Here is a 12,929-nt window from a genome sequence, read left to right as displayed (position 1 = left end):
CAAGGCCGGGCTGAAAACTGTCCTTACAATCCTCACCAAGCTCGCCAGTTTCAGGCGGGTGTTCCTCTTCAGGAGACTCCGATGTCCGTTGATCACGCTGCGGTAGAACGCGCCGATTTCGACCAGGTAATGGTTCCCAACTACGCGCCTGCCGCTTTCATTCCGGTGCGTGGCGCCGGTTCCCGCGTCTGGGACCAGAGCGGCCGCGAGCTGATCGACTTCGCCGGCGGGATTGCCGTAAACGTATTGGGCCACGCGCACCCGGCGCTGGTCGGTGCGCTGACCGAGCAAGCGAACAAGCTGTGGCACGTGTCCAACGTGTTCACCAACGAGCCTGCCCTGCGCCTGGCGCACAAGCTGATCGACGCCACGTTCGCCGAGCGCGTGTTCTTCTGCAACTCCGGCGCTGAAGCCAACGAGGCCGCGTTCAAGCTGGCCCGTCGCGTGGCGTTCGACCGTTTCGGCAGCGAGAAGTACGAAATCATCGCCGCGCTCAACAGCTTCCATGGCCGTACCCTGTTCACCGTCAACGTCGGTGGCCAGTCGAAGTACTCCGACGGTTTCGGTCCGAAAATCACCGGCATCACCCACGTCCCTTACAACGACCTGGCCGCGCTGAAAGCGGCGGTGTCCGACAAGACCTGCGCGGTCGTGCTGGAACCGATCCAGGGCGAGGGCGGCGTGCTGCCGGCCGAACTGGCTTACCTGCAAGGCGCCCGTGAACTGTGCGACGCGCACAACGCGCTGCTGGTGTTCGACGAAGTGCAAACCGGCATGGGCCGTACCGGCCACCTGTTCGCCTACCAGCATTACGGCGTGACCCCGGACATCCTGACCAGCGCCAAGAGCCTGGGCGGTGGTTTCCCGATCGCGGCGATGCTGACCACCGAAGCACTGGCCAAACATCTGGTCGTCGGCACCCACGGCACCACTTACGGCGGCAACCCGCTGGCGTGCGCGGTAGCCGAAGCGGTCATTGACGTGATCAACACCCCTGAGGTGCTGAACGGCGTCAACGCCAAGCACGACAAATTCAAGACCCGTCTGCAGCAGATCGGCGAGAAGTACGGCCTGTTCACTCAGGTGCGTGGCCTCGGTCTGTTGATCGGTTGCGTACTGAGCGATGCCTGGAAAGGCAAGGCCAAGGACATCTTCAACGCCGCTGAAAAAGAAGGCCTGATGATTCTGCAGGCCGGCCCGGACGTGATTCGTTTCGCTCCGAGCCTGGTGGTCGAAGATGCCGATATCGACGCTGGTCTGGATCGCTTCGAACGCGCCGCAGCAAAACTGACGCAAGCCTGATAGACCCTTCGACGCCTGGAGTTTTTTCAGGCGTCGATCAAATTTTTTGATACCGAGCACTATCAATGTGGGAGCGAGCTTGCTCGCGAAGAAGGAGTGTCAGTCGCCATCTAAGCTGACTGATATACCGCTTTCGCGAGCAAGCTCGCTCCCACAGTGTCCGGTGTTTTTTCTGTGAATTGATAAGAGAAAAGGAGTGACACCATGCTGGTGATGCGCCCTGCGCAAATGGCTGATCTGGGCGAGGTACAGCGTCTGGCTGCGGACAGTCCGATTGGTGTCACTTCCTTGCCGGATGACGTGGAACGTCTGAGCGACAAGATCGCCGCAAGCGAAGCCTCGTTTGCCGCCGAAGTCAGCTTCAACGGTGAAGAGAGTTACTTCTTCGTCCTCGAAGACACCGCCACCGGCAAACTGGTCGGCTGTTCGGCCATCGTTGCTTCGGCCGGTTATTCGGAGCCGTTCTACAGCTTCCGCAACGAGACCTTCGTCCACGCCTCCCGCGAGCTGAAGATCCACAACAAGATCCACGTGCTCTCGCAATGCCACGACCTGACCGGCAACAGCCTGCTGACCAGTTTCTACGTGCAGCGCGAGCTGGTGGGGTCGCCGTGGTCCGAGCTCAATTCCCGTGGCCGTCTGCTGTTCGTCGCCAGCCACCCGGAGCGTTTCGCTGATTCGGTGGTGACCGAGATCGTTGGCTACAGCGACGAGAACGGTGATTCGCCGTTCTGGGACGCGATCGGTCGCAACTTCTTCGACCTCAACTATGCCGAGGCCGAGCGCCTGTGTGGCCTGAAGAGCCGCACGTTCCTCGCCGAGCTGATGCCGCATTACCCGATCTACGTGCCGCTGCTGCCGGATTCCGCTCAAGAAGCGATGGGCCAGGTGCATCCGCGTGCGCAGATCACCTTCGACATCCTGATGCGCGAAGGCTTCGAGACCGATCACTACATCGACATCTTCGACGGTGGCCCGACCCTGCATGCGCGGGTTTCGGGGATTCGTTCGATCGCCCAGAGCCGCGTGGTGCCGGTGAAGATCGGTGAGCCGGTCAAAGGTGCCGGGCGCCAGTATCTGGTGGCCAACGCGCAGTTGCAGGATTACCGCGCGGTGTTGCTGGAGCTGGACTACGCGCCGGGCAAACCGGTGACCCTGGATCTGGAAGCGGCCGAAGCCCTGGGCGTCGGTGAAGGTGCCAGCGTGCGCCTGGTGGCGGTTTAACGCCTTAGCGAGTTTCACGGGTGGCGAAGGCGGCCCGTTTGAGGAGATAGCATGATTGTTCGTCCCGTACGCAGCAGCGATTTATCCGCGCTGATCGACCTGGCCCGCAGCACCGGCACCGGCCTGACTACTTTGCCAGCCAACGAAGAACGCCTGACCCACCGGGTCGGCTGGGCCGAGAAGACTTTTCGCGGCGAAGCCGGCCGTGGTGATGCGGACTACCTGTTCGTGCTCGAAGACGACAACGGTCGCGTGGTGGGGATTTCCGCCATCGCCGGCGCGGTCGGGATGCGTGAGCCGTGGTACAACTTCCGTGTCGGCCTGACCGTCAGCGCCTCGCAGGAGCTGAACATCTATCGCGAGATCCCGACGCTGTTCCTCGCCAACGACCTGACCGGCAATTCCGAGCTGTGCTCGCTGTTCCTGCACGCCGATTACCGCACCGGCCTCAATGGCCGCATGTTGTCCAAGGCACGCATGCTGTTCATCGCCGAGTTCCCGGAGCTGTTCGGCAACAAGATCATCGCCGAGATGCGCGGTGTCTCCGACGAAGCCGGGCGTTCGCCGTTCTGGGAAAGCCTGGGTCGGCACTTCTTCAAAATGGAATTCAGTCAGGCCGATTACCTGACCGGTGTCGGCAACAAGGCGTTCATCGCCGAACTGATGCCGAAATTCCCGCTGTACACCTGCTTCCTCTCGCCGGATGCGCGCAACGTCATCGGCCAGGTGCACCCGGACACCGAGCCCGCGCTGGCGATGCTCAAGGGCGAAGGCTTCAGTTATCAGGGTTACGTCGATATCTTCGACGCCGGCCCTGCCATCGAGTGCGAAACCAGCAAGATCCGCGCCGTGCGTGACAGCGAAGCGCTGGTGCTGGCGATCGGTACGCCGGGCGATGACGCTACGCCGTTCATCATCCATAACCGCAAACGCGAAGATTGCCGCATCACCGCTGCCCCGGCCCGTCTGGCCGCCGGCACGCTGGTGGTCGATCCGCTGACCGCCAAACGTCTTCAACTCAACGCCGGCGATCAAGTGCGCGCCGTGGCGTTGTCTGCTGCCCGGGAGTCGAAATAATGAATTCGCTATACATCGCAGGTGAATGGCTGGCCGGTCAGGGCGAAGCCTTTCAGTCGCTGAACCCGGTGACCCAGCAAGTGCTGTGGTCGGGGGAGGGCGCCACCGCCGCTCAGGTCGAGTCCGCCGTGCAGGCGGCGCGTCAGGCATTCCCGGGCTGGGCGCGCCGTTCGCTCGACGAGCGCATCAGCGTGCTCGAGGCCTTTGCCGCCGCCCTGAAAAACCACAGCGACGAACTGGCCCGCACCATCGGTGAGGAAACCGGCAAGCCGCTGTGGGAAGCCGCGACCGAAGTCACCAGCATGGTCAACAAGATCGCGATTTCGGTGCAAAGCTACCGCGAACGCACCGGCGAGAAGAGCGGCCCGTTGGGCGACGCCACCGCCGTGCTGCGCCACAAGCCACACGGCGTGGTCGCGGTGTTCGGCCCTTACAACTTCCCGGGCCACTTGCCGAACGGGCACATCGTACCGGCGCTGCTGGCCGGTAACAGCGTGCTGTTCAAGCCCAGCGAACTGACGCCGAAAGTCGCCGAGCTGACGGTCAAGTGCTGGATCGAAGCCGGTCTGCCGGCCGGCGTGTTGAACCTGCTGCAAGGCGCTCGTGAAACCGGCATCGCGCTGGCGGCGAACCCGGGCATCGACGGTCTGTTCTTCACCGGTTCGAGCCGCACCGGCAATCACCTGCATCAGCAGTTCGCCGGACGTCCGGACAAGATCCTCGCGCTGGAAATGGGCGGCAATAACCCGCTGGTGGTCGATCAGGTGGCTGATCTGGACGCGGCGGTGTACACGATCATTCAGTCGGCGTTCATTTCTGCAGGCCAGCGCTGCACCTGCGCCCGTCGTCTGCTGGTGCCGCAAGGTGCGTGGGGCGACAGCCTGCTCAAGCGTCTGGTTGAAGTCAGCTCGACGATTGAGGTGGGTGCGTTCGATCAGCAACCGGCGCCGTTCATGGGGTCGGTGATTTCCCTTGGCGCGGCCAAAGCGCTGATGGATGCCCAGCAACATCTGCTGGCCAATGGCGCCGTGTCGCTGCTGGCAATGACTCAGCCACAGGCGCAATCGGCCTTGCTGACCCCGGGCATTCTAGATGTGAGCGCAGTCGCCGAGCGTCCGGACGAAGAACTGTTCGGCCCGTTGCTGCAAGTGATCCGCTACACCGATTTTGCTGCAGCGATCGCTGAAGCCAACGACACCGCGTATGGCCTGGCGGCAGGTTTGCTGTCCGATTCCGAAGCGCGTTATCAGCAGTTCTGGCTGGAAAGCCGCGCCGGTATCGTCAACTGGAACAAACAGCTGACCGGCGCCGCGAGCAGCGCGCCGTTCGGCGGTGTCGGCGCTTCGGGCAACCATCGCGCCAGCGCCTACTACGCGGCAGATTACTGCGCGTACCCGGTGGCCTCGCTGGAAACCCCGAGCCTGGTGTTGCCGGCGGCCCTGACGCCTGGCGTGAAAATGGTCTGATGCCTATCGCTGGCAAGCCAGCTCCCACAGGGATTGAGTCGTCCACAGAGTCTGTGAACACTGCTAATCCTGTGGGAGCTGGCTTGCCAGCGATGGCCGCGACGCGGTCGCACTGAACAGTTAGTTACTGAAGCCTATAACAACAGATTCTCGTGGAGCCTCGCTGATGAAATCCTATGAAGTCAATTTTGACGGTCTAGTGGGGCCGACCCATAACTACGGTGGTCTGTCCTACGGCAACGTTGCGTCCCAGAGCAACAGCCAGCAATCCTCGAATCCGAAGGAAGCGGCGCTGCAAGGTCTGGCGAAAATGAAAGCGCTGATGGACATGGGCTTTCAGCAAGGCGTGCTGGCGCCGCAGGAGCGTCCGGACGTGGCTGCGTTGCGCCGTCTGGGTTTCAGTGGCACCGACGCGCAAGTGATCGAGCGCGCTGCCAAAGAGGCCATGCCGCTGCTGGTCGCCAGTTGCTCGGCGTCGAGCATGTGGGTGGCCAACGCCGCCACCGTCAGCCCGAGCGCCGACACTGCTGACGGTCGCGTGCATTTCACCGCCGCCAACCTCAACTGCAAATACCACCGCAGCATCGAGCACCCGACCACTAGTCGCGTGTTGGGGGCGATGTTCGCCGATCAGCAGCACTTCGCCCACCACGCCGCCTTGCCGGCGGTGGCGCAGTTCGGTGACGAAGGCGCCGCCAACCACACGCGTTTCTGTCGTGAATACGGCGAGGCCGGTGTCGAGTTCTTCGTGTTCGGTCGCAGCGCATTTGACACTCGTTACCCGGCGCCGCAGAAATACCCGGCGCGCCAGACTCTGGAAGCGTCGCAAGCCGTAGCGCGTCTGCACGGTCTGCGGGACGAGGGCGTGGTTTACGCTCAGCAGAATCCGAACGTGATTGATCAGGGCGTGTTCCACAACGACGTGATCGCGGTGGGCAACGGCGAGGTGCTGTTCTATCACGAGGACGCGTTCCTTGAGACTGAGCACATGCTGGCCGAGCTGCAAGGCAAGCTCGCCAACGTCGGCGGCAAGTTCCAGTCCATCTGCGTGCCGCGTTCGGCGGTCAGCGTCGATGATGCCGTGCGCTCGTACCTGTTCAACAGCCAGTTGCTGTCGCGCCCTGACGGTTCGATGTTGTTGATCGTGCCGCAGGAATGCCAGGCCAACGAGCGCGTGTGGGCTTACCTGCAAAGTCTGACCAGCTCCGGCGGCCTGATCCGCGAAGTGAAAGTCTTCGACCTCAAACAAAGCATGCAGAACGGTGGTGGCCCGGCGTGCCTGCGTCTGCGTGTCGCGCTCAACGAAACCGAACTGGCGGCGGTCAACCCAGGGGTTATCATGACCGCGCCGTTGTACGGTTCATTGACCGCATGGGTTGAAAAGCACTATCGCGACCGCCTGAGCGAGAGCGATCTGGCGGACCCGCAATTGCTGCTTGAATGCCGGACGGCACTGGATGAACTGACGCAAATCCTTAAACTGGGCGCGGTTTATCCATTCCAGATCAATTGATGGCCGGCGCGTCGCCTGAATGCGGCGCGCGGCTTGTCTCCCCAAGAGAGTAAAAACATGAGCGATTCCCTGCAGCTGATCCTTGAAGATACCGACGGCACACAACTGCCAACCTCGTGCACCCGCGTCGCGGTCATGTGGCAAGGCAAAGAGCTGTGGATCCAGCAGGATGGCCGTGGCCAACTGCTGATTGGCGTGGACGTCGAGGAAGGTGACGAAGAGTACGCCAATCTGCTGCTGCGCCCATTGGCGACTAATCTGGTAAGTCTGCAACTGGAAATGGAACCGGCTGACCTCGGCGCTGACGAGGATCACGTGCACGGCCCGGATTGCAACCACGATCACTAAGGAAACCGCTCTATGCTCGCCCTCGGCAAACTGCTTGAACTGACCCTCGCCGGCCGCGAACCGGCGGAGAAGACTCAACTGACTGTCGAAGGCGTGCGCATGCGCTGGTTGAGCGAGGGTGCGCTGGAAGTACGGCCACCCGAAGCGCGTGACAATGGCCTGGACCTGCTGCTGTCGGCAGGCATCCACGGCAATGAAACCGCGCCGATCGAGTTACTCGATCGGCTGCTGCATGACATCGCTCGCGGCGACCTGAAGCCGCGCGCACGCATTCTGTTTCTGTTCGGCAATCCGGAAGCGATTCGTAAAGGCGAGCGCTTCGTCGAGCAGGACGTCAATCGGCTGTTCAACGGCCGTCATGAACAAACCAGTGGTTCCGAAGCGCTGCGCGCCTGTGAGCTGGAGCGACTGGCGGCAAGTTTCTTCAGTCTGCCGGATCGTGATCGCCTGCATTACGACCTGCACACGGCGATTCGTGGCTCGAAGATCGAGCAGTTCGCCCTGTATCCGTGGAAGGACGGTCGCCAGCATTCGCGCCGCGAACTGGCGCGCCTGCGTGCCGCCGGGATGGAGGCGGTGCTGCTGCAGAACAAGCCGTCGATCGTGTTCAGCTCCTACACCTACGACAAGCTCGGTGCCGAGGCCTTTACTCTGGAACTGGGCAAGGCGCGGCCGTTCGGGCAAAACGAAGGGGTCGACGTTTCGCGCCTGGAAACCCGCCTGCAGCAGATCATCGAAGGCAATGAGCCGGGTCTGGCCGAAGAAGGCCTGGACGGTTTGCAGCTGTTCAGCGTGGCCCGGGAAATCATCAAGCACAGCGATGCCTTTCGCCTGAATCTGCCGGCGGACATCGAGAACTTTTCCGAGCTGGATGTGGGGTATCTGCTGGCCGAAGACCTGGCCAATACCCGCTGGGTCATCGAGGAAGAGGGCGCACGGATCATCTTCCCTAATCCGAAGGTCAAGAACGGCCTGCGCGCGGGCATCCTGATCGTGCCGACCGGCGACGAAAACCTCGCCTGACCTCAATCGCAAGGTCTACACAAAACCACTGTGGGAGCGAGCTTGCTCGCGAATGCAATCTGACATTCAACATTTGAGTTGGCTGTCAGTCCGCTTTCGCGAGCAAGCTCGCTCCCACAGTGGAAAGAGTGAGGCCCAAGGCCTCACCCATGGGCTATCAGACCGCTACAGCATGCGGCTCACTGCGGCGCAGTGCGCGAACCTTGCGCAGCGTATCCGCGCACGTCCGCGCCGCTTCCTGACCCTTGTGCACAAAATGCTCGAAGAAGAACTTCTGATGTTCTTCGCCGGCATGGAAGTGGTGCGGGGTCAGGGACACCGAGAACACCGGCACTTCGGTCTCCAGCTGCACCTGCATCAAGCCGCTGACCACCGACTGGGCGACGAACTCGTGACGGTAGATGCCGCCGTCCACCACCAGGGCTGCAGCGACGATGCCGGCATAACGACCGGTCTTGGCCAGCAACTTGGCGTGCAGGGGCATTTCAAAGGCGCCGCCGACTTCGAAGAAGTCGATGTCCGATTCCTGATAACCCTGGGCCAGCATTTCGGTGATGAAGCCTTTACGGCTCTGGTCGACGATTTCCTTGTGCCGAGCAGGCCTGGATGAACGCGACGCGCTCGCCATGTGGGTGTTTGCTTTTGCTGTCGATAGCGGTGGGTTGCATGTTCTGACTTCTGTTTCGTGTGAAAAACAGGGCGTTATGAATCGAAAGGGATTCAAGGGTGCGCACGCTCGCACGACTGCTCGCGGACGGCCCTTTGGCGTCAATCCCGTTCTCTCTTCATCCGGACTATGACCGTCGGCCCCGGAATCACACCGGGTCTGCTGACCTTGCCGCCACCCACCGCAAAAACGGTGTGCGTCGCCAAGCGCTCGCGGGCTATGCGCATTGCGCGCAATTACCGCCGGTGGGGAATTGCACCCCGCCCTGAGAACGTTTTTGCCGCCCTTTGTCGGGCGGCGCAGCGTTTTTAACACAGATTGTGCGTCTGTGCATTGCGCCTTTCCGATGATTGCCATCGAATTTTTTGACTGCCCGAAACGACTTTTCCTTGCGCAAGGGTTGATTAATCCGCGCCATGACCGCAGTAATTCACCTTCGTAAAGGGATTTCCCCTGCTGACTTGAGGCCAGGTTCATGAGCGTTATCGATCTTCGCAGCGACACCGTCACCCAACCGACTCCCGCCATGCTCGACGCCATGACGGCGGCGGACACCGGCGACGACGTGTATGGCGAAGATCCGACGGTCAATCGTCTGGAAGCCGAACTGGCCAGGCGCCTGGGTTTTGCTGCGGCGCTGTTCGTGCCGACCGGCACCATGAGCAATCTGCTGGGGTTGATGGCGCACTGCGAACGTGGCGACGAATACATCGTCGGCCAGCAGGCGCACACCTATAAGTACGAGGGCGGCGGCGCGGCAGTGCTTGGCTCGATCCAGCCACAGCCGCTGGAAGTGCAGGCCGATGGTTCGCTGGATCTGGATCAGGTCGCGGCGGCGATCAAACCGGATGACTTTCATTTCGCCCGCACCCGTCTGTTGGCGCTGGAAAACACCATGCAAGGCAAGGTGCTGCCGCTGGAGTATCTGGCCCGGGCACGCCAGTTTACTCAGGATCATGGCCTGCAACTGCACCTGGATGGCGCGCGGTTGTACAACGCGGCGGTCAAGCTGGGCGTGGATGCCCACGAGATTACCCAATACTTCGATTCGGTCTCGGTGTGCCTGTCCAAGGGCCTCGGTGCGCCGGTCGGCTCGGTGCTGTGCGGCGCCGAGGCATTGATCGGCAAAGCACGCCGCCTGCGCAAAATGGTAGGCGGCGGCATGCGCCAGGCCGGATTGCTCGCAGCAGCGGGGCTGTATGCGCTGGATCACAACGTCGAGCGTCTGGCGGACGACCACGCCAACGCGCTATTTTTGGCCGAAGGTCTGCGCGACGCCGGGTTTAGCGTCGAGCCCGTGCAGACCAACATGGTCTACGTGCAGATGGGCGATAAAGCCGAAGCGATCAAGGCGTTTGCCGCCGAGCGCGGGATTAAATTGAGCGCCGCCGCACGTCTGCGCATGGTCACGCACATGGACGTCAATCGCTCGCAAATCGAGCAAGTGATCGCGACATTCGTCGAGTTTTCGCGCAAGTGACAGCGTTAGCCGTCCAATTGACCGTTTCTATCGTATAAACACGCTGTACCCCGCGCGCAGGGCCGATATAATGCGGCCCTTTGCCGTCGCTTCGTCTGTTGACGTTTCGAACAGGCCTTTGGCCGCAGCCTCCGTGGAAGAACCTAATGAAAAGCGCAGAAATCCGTGAAGCCTTCCTTCGCTTCTTCGAAGAGCAAGGCCACACCCGTGTAGCCTCCAGCTCTTTGATTCCGGGCAACGACCCAACCCTGCTGTTCACCAACGCGGGGATGAACCAGTTCAAGGACTGCTTCCTGGGCCAGGAAAAGCGCGCGTACACCCGCGCAACCAGCAGCCAGAAGTGCGTGCGCGCCGGTGGCAAGAACAGCGACCTGGAAAACGTCGGTTATACCGCTCGTCACCACACATTCTTTGAAATGCTCGGTAACTTCAGCTTCGGTGACTATTTCAAGCACGACGCGATTACCTTCGCCTGGACCTTCCTGACCGGCGTTCTGAAACTGCCGAAGGAAAAACTCTGGGTCACCGTCTACGCCTCCGACGACGAAGCGTATGACATCTGGACCAAAGAGATCGGCGTGCCGGTCGAGCGCATGATCCGCATCGGCGACAACAAAGGCGCGCCTTACGCGTCCGACAACTTCTGGACCATGGGCGATACCGGCCCGTGCGGCCCATGCACCGAGATTTTCTACGATCACGGCGACCACATCTGGGGTGGCCCACCGGGTTCGCCGGAAGAAGACGGCGACCGTTACATCGAGATATGGAACAACGTGTTCATGCAGTTCAACCGCACCGCCGACGGCGTGTTGCATCCGTTGCCAGCGCCGTCGGTCGACACCGGCATGGGGCTGGAGCGGATCAGTGCGGTGATGCAGCACGTCAATTCCAACTATGACATCGACCTGTTCAAGAACCTGCTGAAAGCCTCGGCTGAAGCCATCGGTTGCGAAAATGGCGATCAGTCGTCGCTGAAAGTGGTGTCCGACCACATCCGTTCGTGCGGCTTCCTGATTGCCGACGGCGTGCTGCCGTCCAACGAAGGCCGCGGCTACGTGCTGCGCCGGATCATTCGTCGTGCCTGCCGTCACGGCAACAAGCTGGGTGCCACTGGCAGCTTCTTCTACAAGATCGTGGCTGCGCTGGTCGCCGAGATGGGCGAAGCCTTCCCGGAACTGAAGAAGCAGCAGAGCAACATCGAGCGCGTACTCAAGGCCGAAGAAGAGCAGTTCTCCAAGACTCTGGAGCACGGCCTGAAGATTCTCGAGCAGGACCTGCTGGAACTCCAAGGCACCGTGGTGCCGGGCGACGTGGTGTTCAAACTCTACGACACCTACGGTTTCCCGATGGACCTGACAGCTGACATCGCTCGTGAGCGCGGCCTGACGGTCGACGAAGTCGGCTTCGAGCGTGAAATGGAAGCCCAGCGTGTTCGTGCGCGTTCGGCCAGCTCGTTCGGCCTGGACTACAACACCCTGGTCAAGGTTGATGTGGCCACCGAGTTCACCGGTTACAAAGACACCAGCGGTTCGGCAAAAATTGTCGCCATCTATAAAGATGGCCAGTCGGTCGACGTCTTGAATGAAGGCGAAGAGGCGGTGATCGTTCTGAATCAGACGCCGTTCTACGCGGAGTCCGGCGGTCAGATCGGCGACTGTGGTTTCCTGCAGGCCGGTAGCGCACGTTTCGACGTTCGCGACACCACCAAGACCGGCGGCGCATTCCTGCACCACGGTGTGCTGGATTCGGGCAGCCTGACCATCGGCGCACCGGTGGAAACCCACGTCGATGCCGAAGTGCGTCACGCGACTTCGCTCAACCACTCTGCCACTCACTTGCTGCACGCTGCGCTGCGTCAGGTCTTGGGCGAGCACGTGCAACAGAAAGGTTCGTTGGTTGATAGCCAGCGTCTGCGCTTCGACTTCAGCCACTTTGAAGCGATCAAACCAGAGCAAATCAAGGCGCTGGAAGACATCGTCAACGCCGAGATTCGCAAGAACTCCGCGGTTGAAACCGAAGAAACCGACATCGAAACCGCCAAGCAGAAAGGCGCGATGGCGCTGTTCGGCGAGAAATACGGCGACAACGTGCGCGTGCTGAGCATGGGCGGCGATTTCTCCGTCGAACTGTGCGGCGGTATCCACGCCAACCGTACCGGCGACATCGGCCTGCTGAAAATCATCAGCGAAGGCGGTGTGGCATCGGGCGTGCGTCGTATCGAGGCAGTCACCGGTGCTGCGGCACTGGCCTACTTGAACGCGGCAGAAGAACAACTCAAGGAAGCGGCCAACCTGGTCAAGGGCAGCCGCGACAACCTGATCGACAAGCTGTCGGCCGTGCTGGAGCGCAACCGCGCACTGGAAAAGCAGCTCGAGCAGTTGCAAGCCAAGGCTGCCAGTGCCGCGGGCGACGATCTGTCGAACTCGGCAGTGGACGTCAAGGATGTGAAGGTTCTGGCCGCACGTCTGGATGGTCAGGACGGCAAGGCGCTGCTGGCGCTGGTCGATCAGCTGAAAAACAAACTCGGCCGCGCAGTGATCCTGCTCGGCAGTGTCCATGAGGAAAAGGTCGTACTGGTTGCAGGCGTAACCAAGGACCTGACTGGCCAACTCAAAGCCGGTGATTTGATGAAACAGGCTGCTGCGGCAGTGGGCGGGAAGGGCGGTGGTCGTCCGGACATGGCGCAGGGCGGCGGTGTCGACGCCGGCGCACTGGATGGCGCATTGGCGCTGACCGTTCCATTCGTCGAGCAGGGTTTATAAGGCAGTCCGTCCGGCCCGCAGTCTAGTGGCGGGCCCGGCGGCTGTTCGAGTGATTATTGGGCGC

At 61.4% G+C, this 12,929-nt stretch carries 9 protein-coding genes, 1 pseudogene and 1 riboswitch; of the genes and pseudogenes, 9 read left to right on the top strand and 1 reads right to left on the bottom strand.

Annotation, left to right across the window (positions count from 1 at the left end; translation table 11 throughout):
* The first annotated feature begins 81 nt into the window (after positions 1-81).
* From ACXX9E_RS26525 to astE, 7 genes are all read left to right on the top strand, one after another.
* A complete protein-coding gene (locus ACXX9E_RS26525) occupies positions 82-1,302 on the top strand; it encodes an aspartate aminotransferase family protein (RefSeq protein ID WP_123467013.1) in 1,221 nt (406 codons plus the stop codon).
* 204 nt (positions 1,303-1,506) lie between these two features.
* Positions 1,507-2,526 carry an arginine/ornithine succinyltransferase subunit alpha gene (aruF, locus tag ACXX9E_RS26520; RefSeq protein WP_007951057.1) on the top strand — a complete coding sequence of 340 codons (1,020 nt, stop codon included), beginning with the start codon at positions 1,507-1,509 and terminating at the stop codon, positions 2,524-2,526.
* A gap of 51 nt (positions 2,527-2,577) precedes the next feature.
* A complete protein-coding gene (gene aruG / locus ACXX9E_RS26515) occupies positions 2,578-3,603 on the top strand; it encodes an arginine N-succinyltransferase (RefSeq protein ID WP_123467011.1) in 1,026 nt (341 codons plus the stop codon).
* Positions 3,600-5,069, top strand: a complete 1,470-nt coding sequence (gene astD, locus ACXX9E_RS26510; RefSeq protein WP_458556619.1) for a succinylglutamate-semialdehyde dehydrogenase — start codon at positions 3,600-3,602, stop codon at positions 5,067-5,069. Before aruG ends, astD begins: the two co-directional genes overlap by 4 nt.
* A 166-nt stretch (positions 5,070-5,235) precedes the next feature.
* Positions 5,236-6,582, top strand: a complete 1,347-nt coding sequence (astB, locus tag ACXX9E_RS26505) for an N-succinylarginine dihydrolase (protein ID WP_123467006.1) — start codon at positions 5,236-5,238, stop codon at positions 6,580-6,582.
* A 57-nt stretch (positions 6,583-6,639) separates the two neighbouring features.
* Positions 6,640-6,930: a topoisomerase II gene (locus tag ACXX9E_RS26500; RefSeq protein WP_458556440.1), complete on the top strand. Its 291-nt coding sequence runs from the start codon at positions 6,640-6,642 to the stop codon at positions 6,928-6,930.
* 12 nt (positions 6,931-6,942) lie between these two features.
* Positions 6,943-7,953: a succinylglutamate desuccinylase gene (gene astE / locus ACXX9E_RS26495; RefSeq protein ID WP_267802008.1), complete on the top strand. Its 1,011-nt coding sequence runs from the start codon at positions 6,943-6,945 to the stop codon at positions 7,951-7,953.
* Positions 7,954-8,110: 157 nt separating this feature from the next.
* On the opposite strand, the pseudogene ACXX9E_RS26490 reads toward astE, so the two are convergent.
* Positions 8,111-8,621 (bottom strand): annotated as a pseudogene (locus ACXX9E_RS26490) (6,7-dimethyl-8-ribityllumazine synthase).
* 104 nt (positions 8,622-8,725) lie between these two features.
* A riboswitch (FMN riboswitch) is annotated at positions 8,726-8,897 on the bottom strand.
* A gap of 198 nt (positions 8,898-9,095) precedes the next feature.
* On the opposite strand from ACXX9E_RS26490, the gene ltaE reads away from it, so the two are divergent.
* Both ltaE and alaS read left to right on the top strand, forming a co-directional pair.
* The gene (gene ltaE / locus ACXX9E_RS26485) at positions 9,096-10,100 is read left to right on the top strand and encodes a low-specificity L-threonine aldolase (RefSeq protein ID WP_458556439.1); all 1,005 of its coding nucleotides are present in this window, start codon (positions 9,096-9,098) and stop codon (positions 10,098-10,100) included.
* Positions 10,101-10,246: 146 nt separating this feature from the next.
* The gene (gene alaS, locus ACXX9E_RS26480; protein ID WP_123466996.1) at positions 10,247-12,865 is read left to right on the top strand and encodes an alanine--tRNA ligase; all 2,619 of its coding nucleotides are present in this window, start codon (positions 10,247-10,249) and stop codon (positions 12,863-12,865) included.
* Positions 12,866-12,929: the final 64 nt, after the last annotated feature.

It is taken from the genome of Pseudomonas sp. GNP014 (assembly GCF_054344005.1).
The sequence above is the reverse complement of the archived record's forward strand: the minus strand, read 5'-3'. Positions and strand labels throughout refer to the sequence as shown.